19 protein-coding genes are annotated in these 21,832 nt (G+C 66.5%); 3 read left to right on the top strand and 16 right to left on the bottom strand.

Going from position 1 to position 21,832, the window contains the following annotated elements; translation table 11 throughout:
- Positions 1 to 3 precede the first annotated feature (3 nt).
- From RDU83_00550 to RDU83_00585, 8 genes are all read right to left on the bottom strand, one after another.
- Entirely contained in the window at positions 4 to 141 is a 138-nt protein-coding gene (locus tag RDU83_00550) for a hypothetical protein (GenBank protein MDQ7839496.1), read from the bottom strand.
- Entirely contained in the window at positions 138 to 491 is a 354-nt protein-coding gene (locus RDU83_00555) for a DUF86 domain-containing protein (protein ID MDQ7839497.1), read from the bottom strand. The genes RDU83_00550 and RDU83_00555 overlap by 4 nt, the downstream gene beginning before the upstream one ends.
- On the bottom strand, positions 478 to 777 hold the full coding sequence (locus RDU83_00560; GenBank protein ID MDQ7839498.1) for a nucleotidyltransferase family protein: 300 nt from the start codon (positions 775 to 777) through the stop codon (positions 478 to 480). The genes RDU83_00555 and RDU83_00560 overlap by 14 nt, the downstream gene beginning before the upstream one ends.
- Before the next feature lie 263 nt (positions 778 to 1,040).
- Positions 1,041 to 2,744, bottom strand: coding sequence for an iron ABC transporter permease (locus RDU83_00565; protein ID MDQ7839499.1), 1,704 nt, complete (start codon positions 2,742 to 2,744; stop codon positions 1,041 to 1,043).
- A gap of 5 nt (positions 2,745 to 2,749) precedes the next feature.
- Positions 2,750 to 4,099 carry an extracellular solute-binding protein gene (locus RDU83_00570; GenBank protein MDQ7839500.1) on the bottom strand — a complete coding sequence of 450 codons (1,350 nt, stop codon included), beginning with the start codon at positions 4,097 to 4,099 and terminating at the stop codon, positions 2,750 to 2,752.
- A 104-nt stretch (positions 4,100 to 4,203) separates the two neighbouring features.
- Entirely contained in the window at positions 4,204 to 6,141 is a 1,938-nt protein-coding gene (locus tag RDU83_00575) for a cation:proton antiporter (GenBank protein ID MDQ7839501.1), read from the bottom strand.
- Complete coding sequence (locus RDU83_00580) at positions 6,138 to 7,118, bottom strand: MBL fold metallo-hydrolase (protein ID MDQ7839502.1); 981 nt, start codon at positions 7,116 to 7,118, stop codon at positions 6,138 to 6,140. Before RDU83_00580 ends, RDU83_00575 begins: the two co-directional genes overlap by 4 nt.
- A gap of 37 nt (positions 7,119 to 7,155) precedes the next feature.
- Positions 7,156 to 7,944, bottom strand: a complete 789-nt coding sequence (locus RDU83_00585) for an SDR family oxidoreductase (GenBank protein ID MDQ7839503.1) — start codon at positions 7,942 to 7,944, stop codon at positions 7,156 to 7,158.
- A 92-nt stretch (positions 7,945 to 8,036) separates the two neighbouring features.
- On the opposite strand from RDU83_00585, the gene RDU83_00590 reads away from it, so the two are divergent.
- The gene (locus tag RDU83_00590) at positions 8,037 to 9,857 is read left to right on the top strand and encodes an AMP-binding protein (GenBank protein MDQ7839504.1); all 1,821 of its coding nucleotides are present in this window, start codon (positions 8,037 to 8,039) and stop codon (positions 9,855 to 9,857) included.
- A 10-nt stretch (positions 9,858 to 9,867) separates the two neighbouring features.
- Here the strand turns inward: RDU83_00590 and RDU83_00595 are convergent, their stop codons facing one another.
- The 6 genes from RDU83_00595 to RDU83_00620 form a co-directional block, all read right to left on the bottom strand.
- Positions 9,868 to 10,287: a type II toxin-antitoxin system VapC family toxin gene (locus RDU83_00595; GenBank protein ID MDQ7839505.1), complete on the bottom strand. Its 420-nt coding sequence runs from the start codon at positions 10,285 to 10,287 to the stop codon at positions 9,868 to 9,870.
- A 383-nt stretch (positions 10,288 to 10,670) separates the two neighbouring features.
- The gene (locus RDU83_00600; GenBank protein MDQ7839506.1) at positions 10,671 to 11,477 is read right to left on the bottom strand and encodes an ABC transporter ATP-binding protein; all 807 of its coding nucleotides are present in this window, start codon (positions 11,475 to 11,477) and stop codon (positions 10,671 to 10,673) included.
- Positions 11,477 to 12,247, bottom strand: a complete 771-nt coding sequence (locus RDU83_00605; protein ID MDQ7839507.1) for an ABC transporter ATP-binding protein — start codon at positions 12,245 to 12,247, stop codon at positions 11,477 to 11,479. Before RDU83_00605 ends, RDU83_00600 begins: the two co-directional genes overlap by 1 nt.
- A 62-nt stretch (positions 12,248 to 12,309) precedes the next feature.
- A complete protein-coding gene (locus RDU83_00610) occupies positions 12,310 to 13,503 on the bottom strand; it encodes an ABC transporter substrate-binding protein (GenBank protein MDQ7839508.1) in 1,194 nt (397 codons plus the stop codon).
- Between the two features lie 34 nt (positions 13,504 to 13,537).
- The gene (locus RDU83_00615) at positions 13,538 to 14,413 is read right to left on the bottom strand and encodes a branched-chain amino acid ABC transporter permease (GenBank protein ID MDQ7839509.1); all 876 of its coding nucleotides are present in this window, start codon (positions 14,411 to 14,413) and stop codon (positions 13,538 to 13,540) included.
- Entirely contained in the window at positions 14,410 to 15,411 is a 1,002-nt protein-coding gene (locus tag RDU83_00620; GenBank protein ID MDQ7839510.1) for a branched-chain amino acid ABC transporter permease, read from the bottom strand. Before RDU83_00620 ends, RDU83_00615 begins: the two co-directional genes overlap by 4 nt.
- A 155-nt stretch (positions 15,412 to 15,566) precedes the next feature.
- Between RDU83_00620 and RDU83_00625 the strand changes: the two genes are divergently transcribed.
- Both RDU83_00625 and RDU83_00630 read left to right on the top strand, forming a co-directional pair.
- Entirely contained in the window at positions 15,567 to 17,450 is a 1,884-nt protein-coding gene (locus tag RDU83_00625) for a 2-oxoacid:acceptor oxidoreductase subunit alpha (GenBank protein MDQ7839511.1), read from the top strand.
- Between the two features lie 3 nt (positions 17,451 to 17,453).
- On the top strand, positions 17,454 to 18,323 hold the full coding sequence (locus tag RDU83_00630) for a thiamine pyrophosphate-dependent enzyme (protein MDQ7839512.1): 870 nt from the start codon (positions 17,454 to 17,456) through the stop codon (positions 18,321 to 18,323).
- A gap of 10 nt (positions 18,324 to 18,333) precedes the next feature.
- Here RDU83_00630 and RDU83_00635 read toward each other — a convergent pair whose 3' ends face one another.
- The gene (locus RDU83_00635) at positions 18,334 to 20,022 is read right to left on the bottom strand and encodes a long-chain fatty acid--CoA ligase (protein ID MDQ7839513.1); all 1,689 of its coding nucleotides are present in this window, start codon (positions 20,020 to 20,022) and stop codon (positions 18,334 to 18,336) included.
- A 28-nt stretch (positions 20,023 to 20,050) separates the two neighbouring features.
- The gene (locus RDU83_00640; protein MDQ7839514.1) at positions 20,051 to 21,829 is read right to left on the bottom strand and encodes an acyl-CoA dehydrogenase family protein; all 1,779 of its coding nucleotides are present in this window, start codon (positions 21,827 to 21,829) and stop codon (positions 20,051 to 20,053) included.
- Positions 21,830 to 21,832: the final 3 nt, after the last annotated feature.

Below are 21,832 nucleotides of genomic sequence, written 5' to 3' on the forward strand. Positions count from 1 at the left end.
GTCTCACACCGTATGGAGGGTCAGAACCTCTTCACCGAGCATGTCGGTGATCTTGACACTGGCCCCACCAGCGGCCGCAGGGCCCGAGGTGACGCCCTTTGGGCTGGAGTTCCTGACGCGAGGATTGGCCTGCCGACTCATGGTGAAGACTCCCCTCGCGTAACAATCCTCTCAAGCTCCTCGACAAGAGGCGGCAGATCGTGAGTCAGGATTTGCCAGAGGATATCCAGGTCTACCTGATCATATCCGTGAACCAGGCGGTTGCGCAGTCCGATCAGTTGCTGCCAGGGAATCTGAGTGTGCCTGGTCTGCTCGTCGCTCCCGACACGGCTTGCCGCCTCGCCTACGATTTCGAGCAGCTTGACAAGGGCGAGGTTCAGCATCCGGTCGGTGTCGAGATCGCCCCTGGCCTTACCTTCTGCCATCGCCATTGCCTCCCGGGCATGATCCAGCATCTGGCGGAGGCCGACAGAGCTCTCACGTTTGGACATACTGAACCTCGGTTTCCGAAAGGATGCGGTCCCGGAGATACCGGCTCAGGAACCCGGGGGTATTGAGGTCAACCCTCCTGCCGAGGATTTCGGACAGTTCGGCCTCCATGGAGATGAACGCCAGTCCTGGTACGTGGCCCGGCTCGAACTCGACCAGGACGTCTACATCGCTCGCGGGGCCGAAGTCTTCCCGCAGCACAGAGCCGAAAAGCGCCAGTTTGCGGATACGGTGACGCCGGCAGAAGTCCGCAACCTGCTGGTGGTCAATGGGAATCCGCGGGCTCATGGCTCATTCCCCCTGAGCGCAGGTCTGGCAGTCGGAATCACCACGTCCTTGACCGCCTCACACACGACCTCGGCCACAAACGCCCGGATGGATGTGTCTTGTAGCGCAGTCGGTGATGGCCGGCCCGCGCGGAGGAGTGGTCGGGTTGTGAAAGCTTGCCACGAGGCATCGGCCGTCTCCTCACCCGGTCGGCGGAATGCGGTGACCGGTTGTACCTTTATACACATTGTACCAGAAGGGCGTGACGCCGACGCCTTCTACTTCTACAGGGTGAACGCCATCCTGCCCCGGCCGCTCAGCCGGTTCGCAAGGTACGTGCCCAGCGCCACGATCACGATCGCAACGACCCCAAGCGCCGCGGCGGAGCCCCGTCCGAGCGCGCTCTGGGAGTAGATGTAGATCCCGTAGGACAGCGGGCTCTGCTCAATCCGGCTGACCAGGATGATCGTGGCGCTGAACTCAACCGCCGCGGTCACGAAAACCAGCACGCCGCCGGCGATCACGCCGCCCAGGATGAGCGGGAGCACCACCCGGCGGAACGCCCGCAGCCGAGGCGCGCCGGCAATCCCGGCGGCGTCTTCGAGCGACGGGTGCACCTGGTGCAGCGCCGCGTGGCTGGCGCGCAGCGCGTAGGGGAGCCGCCGTACCATGTAGGCCAGCACGAAGATCACCCAGGTGGCCGCCAGGGGCTGGTCTATCCAGGGGAGATTGATACCGTAGAAGACGCGCAGGAAGCCTACGCCCACCACGACGCCGGGCAGGGCGATCGGCATCATGGCAATCCAGTCGAGCAGCCCCTTGCCCGGAACCCGGCCGCGCTGAAGCAGGTAGGCGATCGCCGCGGCCAGCACCACGCTCAGCAGCGCGGCGCCCACGCTGTAGACCAGGGTGTTGACCACGAAGCGTGGGGCGCGCAGGAAGATCTCGGTGTAGTTCCCCAGCGTGTAGGCGCTGGGCAGGTAGCTGAGACTCCACACCTTGCTGAACGACAGCACTACCACGCCCAGGTGCGGGATCAGCCCGGCGCCGATGATCGCGGCGCACAGGCCCAGCACCCCGGCCAGCCGCCACCCGGTCAGCGTCCGGCCGCCTTCGGGCGAGCGCGCTCCGGTCTGGAGCGTGGCGTACTCGCGGCGGGAGACGATCCAGTTCGAGGCCAGCACGCAGATGATCGAGATGACGACCATGACGACGCAGATCACGTAGCCGTCCACGTCGTCCCGGCCCACGGTGGTGATGCGCAGGTAGGCCTGCGGTCCGAGCATGTTCTTGAAGTTCAGGATGAACGGCGTGCCGATGTCGTCCACGGCCTTCACGAAAGTCAGCAGCGCACCCGCGGCGTAGGACGGCAGCACCAGCGGGAACACCACCCGGCGCTGCAGCCGCCAGCCGCGCGCGCCCATCATCTGCCCCATCTCTTCCAACGACCGGTCCACGTTCATCAGCGCGGTGGTCACCGTCAGGAAGATGAACGGGAAGAAGTGGAGCGCCTGCGCCAGGATGATCCCGCGCAGGCCCTCCATGATGTTGAGGCGCAGGCCGAGCAGGTCCTGGAACAGCAGCGTCACGGTCCCGGCGCGGCCGAAGATCTGCATCAGCGCGATCGCGCCCACGAAGGGCGGGATGACCAGCGGGAGGGTGGCGAGCGTGACCACCAGCATCCGGCCCGGGAAGTCGTACCGGGCGACGATGAACGCCAGCGGGAGCGCCAGCACGGTGCCGATGGCCACCGTCCACAGGCCTGCCACCAGACTGTTGACCAGCGACTCCACGTAGAGCGGGGTATGGAAGAACCGCGCCAGGTGGGAGAGCGTTACCCCTCCCTCGGCGCCGGTGAGCGCGACCTTCAGGACCACGCCGATCGGCAGGACGACGAACACACCCAGGATGGCCAGCAGGATCGCCATCAAGGCGGCGTGTCCGGGGTCCACGGCCACCCGCCACCTGAACGCTGCGCGGGCCGGCATTTGGGCTAGCGGCGCCTTGCGAGCTCCTCAACCTGGTTGGCCTGTTGCAGTGCTCGGGCATAGGAGGTCCGCGCCACCTCACCCCACTCGCGCTCCTTGGCGCTTCGGTAGGCCGCGTCGCGCTCCATGCCGCCGCTGACCTCGGCCGCCATCTTCTCGCTCACGTGCACGTAGCGCGCCGATGCCCGCGCCTGGATCAGCAGCCGCTCCGCCTCGGTGACGTCACGACCGACCGCCCTTGCGGTCTCCACTGCGCGCTCGGCGCGGTAGATCGCCTCCCAGGCCTTCTTCAGATCGGTGTGGCGGAACGTGATGATCTGGTCGTACATCCGGTTGGTGACGTTGTAGCGGTCCGCCGAGAGATCGGCGTTGAACTGGACGCCGGCCTGCATCTTGAACGGGTTGGGAATACCCTTGGGCGCCTCGGCGTAGAGCGTGGTCCGCACGGGCAGCCGCGCGATCTCGGGCTTGAAGAGCAGGCGCTGGCCTTCGTCGCTCAGCAGGAAGTTGATAAACCGGCGGGCGCCTTCGGGGTTCGGCCCGCCCTTGATCATGGCGACGTTGGCCGGCACCACCGACGTCAGGGAGGGATAGACGAAATCTATCGGCTGCCCGGATGCGATGGCCGAGAGCCCGAAGAAGTCAATCACGACGCCTATGCCGTAGTGCCCGGCGATCACGGCCTCGGGCACTCCGAACGAACGTTCAGTGATCGCTCCCATGCTGCCGCCCATCTGGATGAGCAGCTCCCAGCCCTTCTGCCAGCCGTACCCCTGCAGGATCGTCTCAACGGTCAGGTGGGTGGTGCCGCTGCGGCTCGGGGCGGTGATGACCAGGTGGCCAAAGTACACAGGCTTGATGAGATCATCCCATTCCTTGGGCGCGGGCAGGCGGTTGCGCGTCAGGTAGGTCTTGTTCCACATGATGCCGTAGCCGCTCACCGCGAACCCGTGAAAGAACCCGTCCGGATCGTTGATAGGGAACCCGGCCACCTTCTCGGGAATGCCGCGCCGGAACTCCGCCGGCGGGGCGTACCGCTCGATGAGGTTGTTGGCCTTCAAGAAGAAGAACGCGTCCACGGCGCTGGCCCAGAAGACGTCCACGTCAGGCCGCGCCGCCCGCTCGCGCACGTGCGTGATGGCCGCCGAGGTGGGCTTGGGGACGACGGCCATCGTCCACCCGGGGTTGGCCTTCTCGAACGCGGCCTTGTAGGCGTCAAACAACTCCTTGGGGAATGAAGTGATTACCGCCACCTGCTGGGACTGGGCAAAGGTCCGTGCCGGGAGGGAGACGAGCCCAGCGGCGGATGTGACGAGCACGGTGAGCAGCGTCACGCTGCGCATAACGGTTCTCACAGGCGGTCACCTCACAGGTATGGAATGGACCAGCCGGCGCACGCTGCGGACGGCGGCCCGCAACGATAGTACCTACGCCGTCCATCGCGCAGTGTCCTTGTCGGCTACTCCTCCGCACCGGCGTTGACCCGGCGGAAGCGCTCGATCTGATCGAGCAGCCCAACCACCGTTACCCGGTCGCCAGGCAGGAGGACGGTATCAGGCGGCGGGTTCCAATGGGGCTCTTTTCCGGTCCGCTCGATGCCGACCACCGTCACGCCGGTGCGCTCCCTGATTCGTGTGCGCCGCAGCGACTGGTGCGCGAGGGGTCCCTCGACGATCCGCACCGTTGCCGCCTGTAGCAGAGCGACCCCGGATACGCCTTCGAACGCCCGCACGCCCGGCCGCTCCAGCTCACGCAGCCGCCGGAGGTAGGTGCGCACCGCCTGCGGGGGCACGGCCAGGCGGTGCAGGGCATGGTCCACGAGCGTCATCCCTGCCTCGACTTCCGGAAGGATGACCTCGCTGACCCCCTCTGCCAGCAACCCCTCTCGGTCGTCCCGCGAGTGGGCCCGCGCGATGACCGCGGCCTCCGGGTTCAAGCCGAGTACCCGGCGGGCTGCCAGCGCGGCCTTGACGGTGTCGGGGATGGCCAGCACCACCAGCCGGACGCCCGGCGCGCCGGCCTCGCGCAGGGCTATCTCGTTCGCCGCGTCTCCCAGCACGGCCGCGATGCCGCGGCTCCTCAGAGCCCGTACGACGACAGGGCTGAAGTCCACCACCGCAAACGGGACGTTGAAGCTCTCGAGCGCTTCTCCAACAGTGCTCCCGACGCGGCCGTATCCGGCGATGAGCACCGCGGGCGCTCGCCTTGCGGGCTCGGCCGCGGGCGCCGTCGCCCATCGGTCCGTCCAGCGCTCCAATGGCCGGCTGCGCCTGAAGATCAGCGCGTTGACCACCAGGGTCACCAGCGATGTCGCCAGCACGGCGCTGTACACTTCCGCCGAGAGCAGGCCTGCCGTCCGCCCCAACTGGGCGATCAAGAACGAGAACTCGCCTATCTGGGTCTGGCCTATCCCAACGGCCAGGGCGACCGGGAGCGGGCTCCGAAACGCCAGCGTCACCCCTGTCCAGACAACGACCTTGGCCAGCAGCACGATCCCTACCATCTGCAGCAGCAGGACGGGCCGTTCCAGGAGCGACCGCACATCTATCAGCATTCCGATCGAAACGAAGAATACGGCGACGAAAAGGTCGCGTAGCGGCAGCACGCGGGCCAGCGTTTCCGTGGTGTACTCCGACTCGCTGATGATCAGTCCGGCCAGGAATGCGCCGAGCGCCAGCGAGAGCCCGAGACCCGCTGAGAGCGCTGCGGTGCCTATACCGATCGTCACCGCCACCAGCACGAACAACTCGGTGTTCTGAGCGTGTGCGATCCGCCCGAGCAGCGCAGGGACCAGCCGATCGGCCAGCAGGAAGAACGCGGCCAGTACCGCCGCCGCCTGCACCATGGCAATCAAGAGACCTGCCACGGGCGTGCCCTGCGCTGACGCCAGCGCGGGGATGAGGAAGAACGCGGCGATGACCACCCCGTCCTGGGAGAGCGAGATGCCGATAGAGACCCTACCCACCGGCCCGTTTAGGTCTCCGCGTTCCGCCAGCAGCTTCGCCAGGGCCATCGTGCTGCAGACCGCCAGCGCCAGGCCGGTGACCAGACCGGTGGCAACGGGTAGTCCGGCCGCGACCATTAAGGCGGCCGTGAGGCCGATGATCACCGCCACCCCAAACGGCGCGCCGAAGAACGCCAGGGCGCGGACCCTCCAGAGCTCGCGCAGCGAGAACTCTACGCCCAGTGCAAACATGAGCAGCACCACGCCGAACTCGGCGAACAGGTGGAACGTGGCGGTACCGGAGATCCTGGGGCCTGCAAGCGCGGTGATCAGCAGCCCGCCCACTATGTAGCCCACGAACGCCGGCTGCCTCAGCCACTGCGCCAGGAATCCACCCACAACCGCCGCGATGAGCAGAAGGGCCAGGTCGCGGAAGAAGACGCCTTCTGTCATGTCGGGCTACTCTTCAGGCCACTTTGAGGCACGGTGGGCGGCGGCTCCAACGTGTAGTGCAGGACCCCGTCACGTTGCTCGATCGCCAGGCGGCCCGCTTCTTCGATCAGGTCCAGGTGGCCCAGCACCTCGGACAGTCCCAGGATCAGGTTGGTCGGACTGAGGCCGGGAAACCAAGCAGCGGCGATCTCACGGAGCGTCCATGCACGTCCGGCAAGCATCTGCGCCAGGCGGTCCTTCCGTGCCTCGTGGTGGAGCAGGAGCTCGCGAGCCCGCCACGCAGGCTCTGGAATGGGATCGCCGTGTCCCGGGTAGGTGATCGCAGGCTCCAGTGCTATGATGCGCTGCAGCGAGCGCAGCAGCGCCGGAAGGGTCCGGATCCGGCACCCGCTGCCGTCGAGCTCCACCAGTGGATTCGGGCTTATCTCCTCGAGCAGCAGGTCGCCCGAGATCATCGCGCCGCCGTTCCGAAGGCAGATGTGTCCCTGCGCGTGGCCCGGGGTGTGCAGGACTTCCAGCGCGCCGTCTGCCAGGGGAAGCAGGTCGCCGTCGTTGAGCAGGCACGCCGGTGTGATGGGATCGAACTGGCCGCGGTACCTCCGCAGCGCCTCCAGAAGGGCCTCCGCCACGGCGGATGGGAACCCGGCTTCGCGCATCAGGGCCCGCATCGGTTCCACGAACGCGCGATCCCCTCCGAGCTTGGGGAGGTCGGCCCTGTGGGCGCACACCTCCGCTCCGCTCTCGGCGGCCACGGTGGCAGCCAGCCCAAAGTGATCCAGGTGGCCGTGGGTGATTATCAGGCGCTCTATCCGCCCCAGGCCGCACCCTGCCTGTTCCAGGCCATCCCGTAGCGCTGCGAGTGCTTCAGGGGTCTTGGGTCCGCAGTCCACCAGCGTCACCGGCGGGCCGGGCAGCAGGTAGGCGTTGACCGGACCGACCGGGTATGGGGTGGGCAGGACGAGGGGTATGATTCGCATGGGCGCGTTCACTCGGCGCGCGTGTCTGCCCTGTCCACTACGCGGCCGTCATCCCGCCGTCCACCGCCAGCACCTGGCCCGTGATGTATCCGCCAGACGGGGACACCAGGCAGAGGACCGCACCCAGCAGGTCTTCGGGGGTGCCGGTTCTGCCGAGAGGGATCCGGTCGAGGAGCGCCTGGCCGGCCCGCTCGATGACGGTCTCGGCCATCCGGGTCGGTATGAAGCCCGGCGCGATCGCGTTGACCGTCACCCCGTGCCGTGCCCACTCCACGGCCAGCGCGCGGGTCAGGGCGATCAGCGCGCCCTTGCTCGCCGCGTAGCCGGATGCCGCCAGGATCTCCGGCGGCGAGCCCACGAGGCCGGCCACGGAGGCCACATTGAGGATGCGGCCGTAGCGTCGGGCTATCATGCCGCGGCCGACCGTCTGGCACATCAGGAAGGCGCCGGTGGCGTTGGCCTCAATCACCTCGCGCCATCGCTCCGGCGGCATCGTCTCGGCCGGTGCGCCCCAGGTGCGGCCGGCGGCGTTCACGAGGATCGAGAGATCACCCACCGCTGAGGCGGCCGCCGCGACGGTTCGGGCAACCTGCTCCGCGTCGGAGACGTCGGCGGGGAACGCGGCGCAGGCTACGCCGGCTTCGCGCAGGGTCCTCTCCGCGGGCGCCAACCACTCCGCCCGGCGCGCGACGATGGCCACCCGGGCGCCGGCCCCTCCGAGCGCCCGTGCGATCTCAAAGCCGATGCCGCGGGAGCCGCCCGTGACGAGCGCGGCCTGACCCCGCAGGTTAAAGAGCCCATCGAGCAGGGTGTTCGTGGTGTTCATGGGGATTCATTCCGGCCCGGCGCGCGAACTCCTGTCCTTCGGGAGGCAGGAAGCACGCCGCCCGCGGAGTATCACAAGCAGTACCTATGGTCATGACGCAGCCCCGCCCGGTTCTAACCAGCACCGTCCCCGGCCTCTTCTTTGCCCAGGCCAGCCGCCAGCCCGCGCGGGTCGCGCTGCGGAGGAAACGCTTTGGGATATGGCACCGCATCACCTGGGAGGAGTACGCCGGCCAGGTGCGCCAGGTGGCCAACGCCCTCCTGTCCCTCGGCGTGGCGCGGGGCGAGCGGGTGGGCCTGATCGGCGAGAACCGGCCGGAGTGGCTCTACGCCGACGTCGGCATCCAGGCCGCCGCCGGCGCGACGACCGGGATCTACACCACCAGCAGCCCCGAGCAGACCCACTATATCCTGGAGCATGCCGGCTGCAGGGTGTTCATCGTGGAGAGCGAGGAGCAGCTCGACAAGGCCTTGGAGATCCGCGGCCGGCTGCCCCTCCTCGAGCACATCGTGGTCATGGACCCGGAGGGCCTGCGGACGTTCCAGGACCCCACGGTTATGATGTGGGACCAGTTCCTCGCGATCGGGCAGGACCACGCGCGCCGCCACCCGTCTGCCCTGGACGAGCGCATGGCCGAGATCCGGCCCGAGGACATGGCGGTGCTCATATACACGTCCGGGACGACCGGGCCCCCGAAGGGCGCGATCCTGACCCATCACAACATCGTCTGGACCACCGAGGTTCTCGACAAGGCCAACCCGGTCCTCACCGACGATGAGCTGCTCTCCTACCTGCCGCTGTCGCACATCGCAGAGCGGCAGTTCTCGGTGTTTCTGCCGATCCGGTGGGGTTACACGGTCAACTTTATCGAGAACGTTGACACGGTCATGCAGAACTTCGTCGAGGTGACGCCCTCGCTGGTGTTCGGGGTGCCGCGGATCTGGGAGAAGATCTTCTCCGTGGTCACGCTGCGGATCAAGGAGAACGATATCTTCAAGCGGGCGGCATACTGGGCCGCGATCGGGCTTTCGTACCGGGCGGCGCGCCGGCGCTTCTCCGGCCGCCCCGTGCCTACCTGGCTACGCGCGGCCGCCCGGCTGGGCGACGGGCTGGTACTGCGTCCGCTGCGGCACCGCCTGGGCCTGGACCGAGTCCGCGTAGCGTACTCGGCCGGCGCACCGATCTCGCCGGACCTGCTGCTCTACTTCTGGGCCCTGGGCGTGCCCATGCGCGAGATCTACGGTCAGACCGAGGACTCGGGGCCGACCTCGATGCACCAGGGGGACGCGGTCAAGCTCGGCACCGTCGGCCATCCAATCCCCGGCGTCGAGATACGAATCGCCGAGGACGGAGAGATACTGGTGCGCGGCCCCAACGTCTTCGCCGGATACTTCCGCGATCCCGAGGCCACGGCGGCAGCGCTGAAGGACGGCTGGCTCTACTCAGGCGACATCGGCGAGATCGACGCGGAGGGCTACCTGCGCATTACCGACCGCAAGAAGGACCTGTTCGTAACCTCGGCGGGCAAGAACATAGCCCCCCAGTACATCGAGAACAAGCTCAAGGCGAGCCCGTACATCAACGACGCGGTCGCGATCGGCGACCGCCAGCGCTACATAGTGGCCCTGATACTGATTGACGAGGAGAACGTCACCAAGTGGGCACAGGACCGGCGCCTGCCGTTTACGACCTACAGCGACCTGGCCGCCAACCCCGACGTGCGCACGCTGATCGAAGGCGAGGTCGCGGAGGTCAACAAGACGCTCTCTTCTCCCGAGCAGGTGCGGCGCTTCGCGATCCTCCAGAAGCGAATGTACGCCGAGGAGGGCGACGTGACGCCGACGCTCAAGGTGAAGCGGAAGACGATCATGGAGAAGTACAAGGACGTGATCATGGAGCTGTATAGGGGGTAGAATTCCCGGGCTAGGGCAGAACCGCCATACCCTCCAGGCGAGCGGCCTCTCGGAGCCGGTTGTCCAGAATCACCGCCTCGCTGCCATCAGCCCCTCCAGCCCATGTGAGCGCCGCGGCGAGCTGCAAGGCGTCGTGCGCGCGGAGTGGGTGAAACCGGAGCAGACGGCTCGCATGCCGGCGGACTTCCTCCCCAGGGGAGATCTCGTTCCACGCGCGCTGATAGGCCAACAGGATGGCTCGCGCAGCCTCCTCCCCGGCAAGATCAATGACGCCCTCCCTCCGGAGGCGGGCGAACGCCGACCAGCACTCCACCGGTGACGCCCACCAGGCGGCGATTTGCGGATCGCGGGAGAGGATCGCTCGGACGGCTGCAGTGTTGGACTCCATGAGGCACAAAGGAACCAGCGCCGACGCGTCCCAGAACTTCATCTCCCCTCCCGCCGTTCCTCAATCAAAGCCGCCAGTGCGCGCCCCTCGGGGTCTTCTGGTCGTGGCCAGTCCCAGATGTCGGGCGGCAGCGGTGCGATTGGGGGTCTTGCCAATCCCAGCCGGATCAACTGCTCGATTCTGGCATCAGGCTGCTCCTGAGGGGCAATGGGGGTCAACCGTGCTATGGGCCGGCCCCTATCCGTCACCGTTATTTCCTCTCCGGCTTTTACGGCCTCTAGGTGCTCGCTGAGGCGGGCCTTCAGTTCAGTTATCGGCACGCGCTTCAAAGCAGTTCACCCCCGACAGGGCAAGATAGGTCTATATGACTAGTATAGTCAGGCAATGGTGACTTGTATAGTTTGGGGTGGTTGTGAAACGGTCTGCTACGCCCAGCGCCGCCTGACCTTGAACCGCCGGAAGCCCTTGACCGACTCCTCCCGGACCATGCCGAGGTAGAGCTCCTGCACGTTCGGGTCGGCCTCCAGCCGGGTGCTGGCGCCCTCCAGCACGATCCGTCCGCTCTCCAGCACGTAGCCGTAGTCGGCGACCCCCAGCGCCTGTCGGGCGTTCTGCTCGATCAGGAGCATGGCGGTCCCCGCGGCGTGGATCTCGCGGATGATCCGGAACACCTCGCCCACGATGCGGGGGGCGAGGCCCAGCGAGGGCTCGTCCAGCAGCAGCAGCTTGGGCCGGCTCATCAGCGCGCGCGCCAGGGCGAGCATCTGCTGCTCGCCGCCGGAGAGCGTGCCCGCGACCTGCCGGCGCCGCCCGCTCAGTATCGGGAAGCGGGCCTCCATCGCATCGAGGTCGGCGGCCACGGCCCCGTCGCTGCGTGGATAGGCGCCCAGGCGTAGGTTTTCCTGCACGGTCAGTTCCGGGAAGATGCCGCGGCCCTCAGGGATGTACGCCACCCCCAGCCGGGCGATGTCCTCGGGGTCCCATCCGTTGACGCGCCGTCCGAGGACCTCGATGGTGCCCTTATAGGGCTGGTCGGGGATGTACCCCATTATCGTTTTCAGCAGCGTGCTCTTGCCCGCGCCGTTGGACCCCAGGATGGTGACCACCTGACCGGAGAGGACCTCCATGGAAACGCCGCGCAGCACGGTCAACCGGCCGTAGTACGCCGTCTCGACGTTGCTGACCCTCAGCAGCGGTTTGTCCATCGCGCGGGCGGCTTCCAGCGCGTCCACTACGCGCTCTCCCCCAGGTAGGCGGTTATCACGGCCGGATCGCGCTGGATCACATCCGGCGTGCCCTGCGCTATTTTCACCCCGTGGTCGAGCACCGCGATCCAGTCCGAGATTCCCATGACGATCTTCAGGTCGTGCTCCACCAGCACGACCGTGATGCCCCATTCCTCCCGGATGTCCTTGATCCGGAAGACCAGATCGGCTTTCTCCTCCGCGGTCATGCCCGATGAGGGTTCGTCGAGCAGCAGGAGGATTGGTTCCGTGGCCAGCGCGCGGGCTATCTCGACCAGGCGCTGCTGGCCCATGGGAAGATCTCCCACGCGGCGCCGGCGGGTCGCCTGGAGATCGAGGAAGTCCAGGATCTCCTCGACCTTGCGGCGGTGCCGCACCTCATCCCGCTTCCACCGCGGCGTGCCCAGCGCGGCGTCCACGAGCGACGTCTTTATGTGCAGGTGCCGTCCCAGCATAACGTTGTCGAGCACGGAACTCATGCGAAAAAGCTCGATGTTCTGAAACGTGCGGGCGATGCCGCGCTGGGCCACTGCGTCTGGGCGCAACGGCAGCGGCTGGCCCTGGAACCGTGTTACCCCGGTGTCCGCCCTGTAAAGGCCGCAGATGCAGTTGAAGAGCGTTGTCTTGCCGGCGCCGTTGGGGCCGATCACCGAAACCAACTCGCGCGCGCCCACGGCTAAGTCCACGCGGTCGAGGGCGGCGATGCCGCCGAACGCGATCGAGAGGCCCGTGGTTTCCAGCAGCGGCTGCGCGCTCATCTCAAGGAGTCCATCCCGCGAAAGGAGGGGACCGGGGGCAGAGCCCCCGGTCCCGTCTTCCCCTAGAACTTCCTGGGGTAGGTGTACCAGTCGGTCAGCTTGGTGTACTGGCCGCGCTCCGAGCGAACCATGAACAGCCGGTTGATGCCCTGCCGGCTATCCTTGGTGAAGGTCACGCCCCTGATCGCCTCACCGTCCCAGTTCTTGATCGTTTCCATCGATTCGACGATCCGCTCCCTGGTCAGGCTGGGCCCGGCCCGGCGGATGCCCTCGAGGAACGGCTCGATGAACGAGACGCCCGCGAGCGCGTTGAACGGGCTGCGCGCCAGCCCCGGGTTCACCCTCGTGATCGCCGCCAGTACCGCGTCGGTCTTGGGGTCCATGCCCACGACCGGCATGTAGGATGCCAGGTAGACGTCGTTCCACGCCTCGCCCGCCAGGGCGAACATAACGGGATCCAGCAGGGTGAAGGTGGACATGAGCGTCGGCCTGTAGCCCAGCTTGAGTATCTCACGGACGATCAGGGCGCCGTGGCGAGGGGTCGCAAAGAGTATCAGGGTGTCGGCGCCGGACTCCTTGAGCTTGAGGGCCTGCGCGGCCACCTCGGCGTCGGTGGGCTCGTAGGAGACCTGGGCCACGAGCTTGGCGCCCTTGGTCTGAACCGCGTGGATGCCCCGCTTGATACCGAGCAGCCCCTGCTGGCCGTAGAGGTCGTTCTGGTAGAAGGCCGCGATCTTCTTCGCCTTGAGGTTCTCCACCCCGTACTTGGTCAGGTAGGTGCCCTCGTCCACGTAGCCGGGGTAGGTGACGAACAGGTAGCGGTTGCGCTCCTTCATGCCGGCCCAGATGTCCGCGCCGCAGGCGGGGGTGATCCAGAGCGTTTTGGTCTCCACCATGAAGTCGCGCACGGCGAAGCAGTTGGCGGTGCCGATCGAGGAGACGATGGCAAGCACGCCTTCTCTCTCCACCAGCTCGCGCACGTTGGCGACGGCGCGGGGCGGCAGGTAGGAGTCGTCGCGTAGCAGGAACCTGAACTTGCGGCCGTGGATGCCGCCCCGGTCGTTTATGATCCGAAGCCATGCATCGGCCCCACCCCCGACGGCGCCCCACAGGGCGGCCGGCCCCGACAGCGGCATGGAAGTGCCCAGCACGATCTCGGTTGGGGTGATGCCTCTCTCGGCAGGCTGGCCGACGGCTACGGTACCCAGGGCCGCCACGGCCACCAAAGCAAGCATGAACCTGGTCAGAGTTCTCATTTACGCTCCCTCCCTGCGTGTCGAGTCTCCGATCTCATACCCTCCTGTGGTATACGCGGCCGAGCAGTCCTTCCGGTCGGACAAGCAGCACCAGGATGATCACGGCAAACGCCATCGTTGTCTTGAACTTGAACGAGATGTACCCCGCGAACACGCTTTCGGCGATCCCGAGCAGGAATCCCCCTAGGACGGCCCCTGGGAGACTGTCCATCCCGCCCATGACCGCTGCCGCGAAGCCCTTGAGGAATGGGTCGAGCATCATGAACGGGTCGAGGTAGACCACCGGCGCCAGAAGCACGCCGCCAGCCCCGCCCAGGGCCGCGGCCAGTCCCCAGGTGAGGGCGTAGATCCGGCGGGCGGGGATGCCCAGTGCCTGGGCCGCGTCGGCGTTCTGCGCGACCGCCCGCATGGCCAGGCCGACTTTGGTGCCCTGCACCAGGATATACAGCAGGGTCATCAGGACAATCCCGGTACCTATAGTGCCCACGCTCGTCTCGCTGACGACGACCTGCCCGATCCGGTAGACCCGCGTGTCCGAGAGGGGGAATGGAAAGACCAGCGTGTCGGTTCCCCAGACGACCTGCACGGCGCCGCTGAGTACCAGGGCGAGGCCTAGCGTGAGCACAATCTTGCCCAGGAGCGAGGCTTCCTTCGCGGGGCGGAGGACAAAGAAGAAGAACAGCACGCCCACCAGCGCTGCCGCGGCCAGGCCACCGGCTACCGCGAGTGGGAAAGGCAACTTGAAGCCGAGCAGGGTAAACGCAACGAAGGTTCCCAGGGTCGCAACATCTCCGTGCGCAAAGTTCAGCACCCTGGAACTTCTGTACAGGAGCACCACGCCCAGGGCCACCAGCGCGTAGAGACTACCGGTCGCCAGGCCCCCCACCACGTACTGCGCTAGTTGTGTCACAGCGGCCAGGCCTTGAAGTACATTTTGATCCGCACCCACCGCCCATAGATCCCACGTGGCTCAACCATCATCATCAGGATGATAGCCCCGCCATAGAAGATTGGGAGCCAATGCCTGAACCCGCTCAGGTAGTGGGGCAGGAGCGTCATGATCACTGCGCCGATGATGGCGCCGGAGACGGTTCCCAGCCCTCCGATTACGATCATCGCGAAGTAGGTGATGGACTCCAGGAATGTGAACGACTGGGGCTCTAGGTGGCGGAGGGCCTGGGCGATGATGGCGCCCGCGACCCCGGCGTAGGCGGCGCTGATCGCAAACGCCAGGGTCTTGTACCAGAGCAGGTTCACCCCGGTGACCTCGGCGGCGATGTCGCTGTCGCGGATGGCGGCGAGTGCGCGGCCGATGTGCGACCGGGCAAGGTTATAGCCGACCCACGAGAGTGCGACTGCCGCGCCCGCGGCCACGTAGTAGAGCTGCTGGGTTGCGGTCAATCCCGCGATTCCCAACGATAGCTGCTGGACCGGCAGGCCCGAGCGTCCGCCGGAGAGCGCCGTCCAGTTGACGAGGACCTGGTATACGGCGATACCGAATCCCATCGTTGCGATGGCCAGGTAGGGGCCGGTGAGGCGCAGCGCCGGCAGGCCGACGACGAAGCCGAACCCAGCGGTGATCGCCGCCGCACCGATCCAGGCCAAGTACCAGGGGAGACCGAACTTGGCAACCAGCAGGCCCGAGGCATAAGCACCTATGGCCACGAAGCCGGCATGCCCCAGCGAGATGAGCCCGGTGAACCCGACCAGCATGTTCAGACCGACCGCCACGATTACGTTGGCGGCCATCAGGATGGCGATGAAGAGAAGATAGCCCAGTCCGACCTTGGGCAGGAGGAAGGGCAGGGCCGCAAGCCCGGCCAACAGGGCCGCGACCGTCAACCAGCCCGTCGCTCCCTTAACCAGGTAGAGGTCGTCTTGATACCGTTCCAGCAGGCTGCTCGACACGCTGATAGGGCGGATTCGCCCAATCCGGTGCGAAGCCCTGCTTCCTGCCCGCTGTTTCGGCGGGCCCAAGCACATTGGCCCCTGCCGGGCTGTGCTATACTTTTTGGGCTCATCCTGGCATCGTTGCCCGCGCGGGCGGAAAGGACCGAACCCAGGTGGTCGTCAACAACCTGAAACTGCTCGTCGGGGGCGTTCAGCTTCGCGACGCGGTTACCACGGTCACAGACATCCTCGGGAAGCTGTTTATGCGGGCCGGGCTGCACGTTCTGGCTATGGAGAGGGGATATGCCTCGACGATCTACGGCGCCCACCAGTTCGATCCGCTGGTCGTATCGGCGAGCGCCCCGCTCTCCTACGGCGACGATCGCACCGACATCCTAGTGGCCCTGGAGCACGACGCTAACCCCGACTCTTCCATCCAGCCCAACCGCGATACCATCCTGCGGCACGGCAAGAACCTGAAGGAAGGCGGGGTTCTGATCTACGACAACAGCGCCGAGACCGTGGAAACCGGCGAGCTCCAGGCGCGCGGGATCAAGGTCTTTCCTCTACCCGCCCGCCGGATCGCGCAGCGCGAGCTCAAGCTGGAGGTAACGAAAAACACGATCGTCACCGGCGCGCTGCTGCGCCTGCTCGAGTTCGACATGGACTACGTTCTCTTCGGCGCCTACCTGGAGGGGCGGTTCCTGAGCAAGGGACGTGGTGTCGTTGACATCAACCTCGAGGCCGCGCGCCGCGGCAGGGCGGCGGTGGAGGAGATCCTGTCGGGCAACGGGTGGGAATCCGTCGGCTACCGGTTGGAGCCGCAGCCCTCCGCGGAACCGAATTTGCTGCTCACCGGCAACGAGGCGGTCGCGATGGGTTCCATCTTGGCGGGTTGCCGTTTCTACTCCGGCTACCCGATCACCCCGGCAACATCGATCCTGGAGTTTCTTGATGTACACATGCCGCGGTATGGAGGCCGGGTGCTGCAGGGCCAGAACGAACGTGAGTCCATGAGGGCGGCGATCGGCGCCAGCATCGCGGGGGTCCGCAGCGCCGTCGGATCGTCGGGGCCGGGGATCTCACTGAAGATCGAGGAGCTCGGGCTGGCGGGAGCCACCGAGACACCGCTGGTCATCATTGACACGCAGCGGGCGGGTCCTGCAACCGGCATGCCCACGAAGAGCGAGCAGGGCGACCTGGCGATGGCAATCTACGCCGGGCACGGCGAGATCCCTCGGATCGTGCTCTCGGCAGGCACCATCGAGGAGTGCTACTCCCTCGCGTTCGAGGCGTTCGACCTGGCCGACAAGTACCAGTGCCCGGTATTCCTACTCAGCGACCTGACCCTGACGGACGGCCGCCAGAACCTCCCCCAATCCTTCTTCACCGAGAACCAGAAACCAATCGTCCGCCACGGGCTGGTGCGTGCCTCCGACGTCAGGGGCGATGGCTACCACCGCTTTGAGATGACCGAGTCCGGCATCTCTCCCCGCAGCATCGTGGGCACCCCGGATGCAATCTTCAAGGTCAGCGGAACCGAGCACGACGAGACCGGGTTGATCACCACCGATCCCTCCAAGCGCAAGGCGATATTCGAAAAGCGGATGCGCAAGATGCAGACATACCTCAAGGAAGACGCGAAGCCGCCGCAGGTGTTCGGCTCTCCCGACGGCGTTCCGCTGCTGATCGGGTGGGGATCAACCAAGATGCCGTTGCTGGACGCGCAGGCGCGGCTTAGGGCCGAAGGAATTGACACGTGTCTGATCTACTTCACGCACATCTGGCCGTTTCCGGTCCACCTGGTGCAGCCCCTACTGCGGCAGGGGTCCATGCTGATCGTCGTCGAGCAGAACTACGCGGGGCAGCTCGCGGACGTGATCCAGCAGGAGTGCCTGGTCGAGACGCGCCGCGTTCTCAAGTACAACGGGCGGCCTTTCTACACGGCGGACATCGCCGGAGGCGTGCGCCAGGTGCTCGCCGGAGGCACGCGCGTTGTTCGAGTGGGCGAAGAGGCGCCGGACGCCGCCATTGAGACAGTGCCGGAGGGTGACTAGAAGATGAGCGCTGCGTCGCCGGAGACCGCCAGGCTGTGGGAGAAGAACGCGTTTCCCAGACACCGGATACAATGGTGCCCCGGATGCGGTGACTTCGGGGTCCTGGCCGCGCTGAAGACGGCCCTGGTGCGGATAGGCGTCTCGCCGCACGAGGTCCTCCTGGTCGGAGGAATAGGCTGCTCGGGCCAGACCCGCAACTACCTCAACGGCAACGGGTTCCACGGCACGCACGGCGGCCCACTGGGGTACGCGCTGGGCGCCAAGATGGCCGTCCCCGACCTTACGGTGATCGCACTGGCCGGAGACGGCGACACGCTGGCCATAGGGATGGAGAGCTTCATCCACGTCTGCCGCCGTGACCCGGCGATGACGCTGATTATGATGAACAACGGCGTCTACGGATTGACCAGGGGCCAGGACTCCCCGACCACGGGACTCGGCCAGATCATGGAGGAGCACACCGAAGAGCATCCACCGTTCGTTGATCCGGCGCGGCTGGCGATCACCGCGGGCGCGACCTTCGTGGCGCAGTCGTTCTCCGGGGACCCCAAGCACTGTGCCGAGATCTATGCCCAGGCTTTTCGGCACCCCGGTTTCGCCATGGTCAACGACTTCTCGCCGTGTGTTACCTACAATAAGTTCAACACCTCCGGTTGGTACAGGGAGCACTCGGAGCACATCCCAGATGGACACGACGCTTCGGACAAAGCCGCCGCTTGGGCGCTGCTCGACGACTTCGATCGGAGGGGGAAGCTGCCGCTGGGTGTCATCTACCGCGCGCCCAGGCACAAGAAGGCCCACGCGCGGCTTCCGGTTTGGGAGGAAGAGCTGGCCGGGATAGACCCCGAGCCGATGTTCAGCGTGTTCCGCTAGGGCTGCCCTACTAGAGTTGCCCGGCGCGGGCCTCCTCGGCCAGAACCCGGCGCAGCACCTTCCCGATCAGGGACTTGGGCAGGGTTTCCCGGAACTCAATCTCCTTCGGGACTTTGTACCGGGCCAGGTGGTCCCTGCAGTATGCAAGGATCTCCTCCTCGGTGGCCTGGGCGCCGGGCTTCAGCACCACGAAGGCCTTCCCCACCTCGCCCTTGTGAGGGTCGGGTACGCCCACCAGTGCCGCCTCCAGCACCGCGGGGTGCGCGAAGAGCACCTCCTCAACCTCCCGCGGATAGACGTTGAGGCCGCCGGTGATCAGCATCTCCTTCTTGCGGTCCACGATGTAGAAGAACCCATCCTCGTCCATTTTGGCGACGTCGCCGGTGAACAGCCACTCGTCGCGCAGCGCGGATGCCGTCTCGGCCAGCTTGTTCCAGTAGCCGGCCATCACCTGCGGTCCCCGGACGGCCAGCTCGCCGGCCTCGCCCTTCGGCAGCGTGACGGTTCCTTCCTCGAGGTCCACGATCCGCGCGTCGGTGTCCGACACCGGGATGCCGATGCTGCCCGGTTTGCGCAGCCCTTTCAGCGGGTTGACATGGGTCACCGGCGAGGACTCGGTGAGGCCGTATCCCTCAACAAGGGTGCCTCCGGTGACGCGCTCGAAACGCGACTGCACCTCGGCGGGCAGCGCCGCGGCGCCGCTGATGCAGGCGCGAACCGAACTGAGGTCGTAGCGGCCGACCGCTGGATGGCCGGCCAGCGCGTTGTAGAGGGTCGGGACTCCCGGAAGCTGGTCCGGCTTGTAGCGGGCGATGATCTTGAGTACGGCCTCCGCCTCGAACCGCGGGACTAGCACCATGCGACCGCCCCTCAGTAGGGTGCCGTTCATCACGACCGTCATCGCGTAGGAGTGGAAGAGCGGCAGCACTCCCACGGTTGTGCCGGTCGCGTCCGGCGGCGTAACGTACCAGTGGGCGCTCTGGTAGGCGTTGGCCACCAGGTTGCCGTGGGTAAGCATGGCGGCCTTGGGCGTGCCGGTTGTGCCGCCGGTGTAGAGCAGCACGGCTGTGTCGGCGCCCCCCTGATCCGCCTGCACCGCAAGTGGGGGCCCGGCAATCACGGCATTGAATGGGTGCGTTGTGGCGTCGGGGATGATTCTGGGCCACTCCCCGCGGTGTCTGGCGCGCAGGGGATACAGCATGCGCAACGGTGCCGGGAAGAACTCGTTGATGCGCGTCACGATGACGTGCGCGAGGCGGCTGCCGGCCTTCGCGGCCATTACGCGCCCTGCGAACAGGTCGAGCGTCACGGCGATTGAGGCCCCACAGTCGGCGAGCTGCCCGGCGATCTCCCGTTCCACGTAGAGTGGGTTGAAGGGCACGACGACGCCGCCGGCCTTCAGGGTCCCATAGTAGGCGATCACGAACTGGGGGCAGTTGGGCAGGTGGAGCGACACCCGTTCGCCGGGCTCCAGGCCCATCGCCTGGAGGCCTCCGGCAAACCGGTCGGCCAGGTCGCGTAGTGCCTTGTAGGTTAGATCGCGGCCGAAGAACGTGACCGCCGGGCGGTCGGGATATCGCTCGGCGGCATCGTCCAGCAGGTGCTGTAGCGGCCGGGCCGGGTAGACGATAGTCTTGGGCACACCGGGCTCGTAGTGCCGCAGCCACGGCCGCAACTCAAGCAGTGCCTGGTCGTCCATGCCCACCCCGCGGGCGCCTTAAGCTCCTCTACGTGACGTACTTGCCTGCGTTGATCACCGCCCGGGCAATCTGGCGCCCGAGGCTCACCGTGTTCACCGGGGGGATCTTGAGGAACCGGCGCAGACCGGACAGCATGGTGCGCAGCGTGTCGCCATCCTCCGTGGCGGCCAGCACCCTCCGTGCGTTGGTCTCGATGCGCGGCAGCGCGTCGTCGAGGAAGTATGCGGCCATCGCGGCCTGCAGCCCCGCGGAGGCCCCGCCGCGGGAAGCGGTCTTGGCGGCCCGCAGCACCGCACTCTCGATGGCGAACAGGTCGATCGCCATGTCGGCTATGCCGCCCAGAATCTCCTGTTGGTTCTCCAGCTCGGTGAGGTACTTCTGGGTGGCGGCGCCGGCCGCAAACAGAACTGCCCGGCGCGCGGCTTCCACCAGGCGACGCTCTTCGGCGAGCGGTCCGGAGGTCGCGCCATCTCCCCCGACCGTCGGAGAGAGCATCTCGCCCGCCACCTTCTGCGCGGCTGCGAACAGCCCCAACCGGCCCTTCTGCGCCCGCCGCAGCAGCATGGCGGGGATGAGCAGCCGGTTGACCTCGTTCGTGCCCTCGAAGATTCTATTGATGCGCGCGTCGCGGTAGGCACGCGCCACCGGGTACTCCTCCACGTAGCCGTAGCCGCCGTGGATCTGCAGCGCCTCGTCCACTACCGCGTCGAGCACCTCGGAGCAGAAGACCTTGTTAGCCGAGCACTCGATCGCATACTCTTCCAGCGCCGCGACCACCTGGCCGCTTTCATGGGCGTCGCCGCCGAGCGCCTCGCTGATCAGCCCCCCGGTTCGATAGAGCATGCTCTCGGCGGCAAATGTCGCCGCGGCCATCCGCGCCAGCTTCTGCTGGATCAACCCGAACTCGGCGATGGCCTTGCCGAACTGTTTGCGCTCGTTCGCGTAGACGACGGCCTCGCGAATCGCGAAGCGCGCCCCCCCCACGCACCCGGCCGCCAGGTAGAAGCGACCGACGTTGAGGATGTTGAAGGCGATCTTGTGTCCCTGGCCGATCTCGCCCAGCAGGTTGGCGGCCGGCACCCGCGCGTTCTCGAGGAAGATCGAGGCGGTCGAGGTGCCCTTGATCCCCAGCTTGTGCTCTTCTTCGCCTATCGTGACCCCTTCGGTGCCGCGTTCCACGATGAAGCAGGAGTGGTGCTCGCCGTCCACTTTGGCGTAGACGATGTAGAGGTCCGCCATCATCGCGTTCGTGATGAACTGCTTGACGCCTGTTATCATGTAGTAAGAGCCGTCCGGGCTGCGCGTCGCGCGCGCGCGTATGGCCATCGCGTCGGAGCCGGCGGTGGGCTCGGTCAGGGCGTAGCTACCGATCCACTCCCCCGATGCCAGCTTGGGCAGGTACTTCTGCTTCTGCTCCTCGGTGCCGAAGAACACGATGGGCAGCGTCCCGATGCCGGTGTGCGCGCTCACCATGACCGCGAACGAGGCCGCCGAGCTCATGGCGTCCTTTACTACCAGCGCGGAGATCTTGTCCAAGCCGCTGCCGCCGTAGGCTTCGGGCACGTCGGCTCCCAGGAAGCCCAGTTCCCCAAACGCGCGGAACTGCTTGATCGCCTGATCCCAGTTGTGCTCCTCGGTTTCCTTGATGTGCGGGAGAACCTCCTGCTCGACGAACTGCTCCACCGTGCGCTGGACCATGCGGTGGTCGTCCGTCAGATCCTCCGGGGTGAAGACCGCCTCCGGGAGCGTGGACCCGACGACGAATCCGCCACCGGGGATCGTGACCTGCGCCGACTTAGCATCCATGGG

The sequence above is a fragment of the bacterium genome, assembly GCA_031082185.1.
Taxonomy (GTDB): Bacteria; Sysuimicrobiota; Sysuimicrobiia; order Sysuimicrobiales; family Humicultoraceae; genus VGFA01.

Coding starts and splice junctions, on each gene's coding strand:
- RDU83_00565 (MDQ7839499.1), bottom strand. CDS start 2,744: ATGCCGGCCCGCGCAGCGTTCAGGTGGCGGGTGGCCGTGGACCCCGGA.
- RDU83_00560 (MDQ7839498.1), bottom strand. CDS start 777: ATGAGCCCGCGGATTCCCATTGACCACCAGCAGGTTGCGGACTTCTGC.
- RDU83_00635 (MDQ7839513.1), bottom strand. CDS start 20,022: ATGGACGACCAGGCACTGCTTGAGTTGCGGCCGTGGCTGCGGCACTAC.
- RDU83_00580 (MDQ7839502.1), bottom strand. CDS start 7,118: ATGCGAATCATACCCCTCGTCCTGCCCACCCCATACCCGGTCGGTCCG.
- RDU83_00595 (MDQ7839505.1), bottom strand. CDS start 10,287: ATGAAGTTCTGGGACGCGTCGGCGCTGGTTCCTTTGTGCCTCATGGAG.
- RDU83_00575 (MDQ7839501.1), bottom strand. CDS start 6,141: ATGACAGAAGGCGTCTTCTTCCGCGACCTGGCCCTTCTGCTCATCGCG.
- RDU83_00590 (MDQ7839504.1), top strand. CDS start 8,037: ATGACGCAGCCCCGCCCGGTTCTAACCAGCACCGTCCCCGGCCTCTTC.
- RDU83_00550 (MDQ7839496.1), bottom strand. CDS start 141: ATGAGTCGGCAGGCCAATCCTCGCGTCAGGAACTCCAGCCCAAAGGGC.
- RDU83_00640 (MDQ7839514.1), bottom strand. CDS start 21,829: ATGGATGCTAAGTCGGCGCAGGTCACGATCCCCGGTGGCGGATTCGTC.
- RDU83_00630 (MDQ7839512.1), top strand. CDS start 17,454: ATGAGCGCTGCGTCGCCGGAGACCGCCAGGCTGTGGGAGAAGAACGCG.
- RDU83_00585 (MDQ7839503.1), bottom strand. CDS start 7,944: ATGAACACCACGAACACCCTGCTCGATGGGCTCTTTAACCTGCGGGGT.
- RDU83_00555 (MDQ7839497.1), bottom strand. CDS start 491: ATGTCCAAACGTGAGAGCTCTGTCGGCCTCCGCCAGATGCTGGATCAT.
- RDU83_00610 (MDQ7839508.1), bottom strand. CDS start 13,503: ATGAGAACTCTGACCAGGTTCATGCTTGCTTTGGTGGCCGTGGCGGCC.
- RDU83_00605 (MDQ7839507.1), bottom strand. CDS start 12,247: ATGAGCGCGCAGCCGCTGCTGGAAACCACGGGCCTCTCGATCGCGTTC.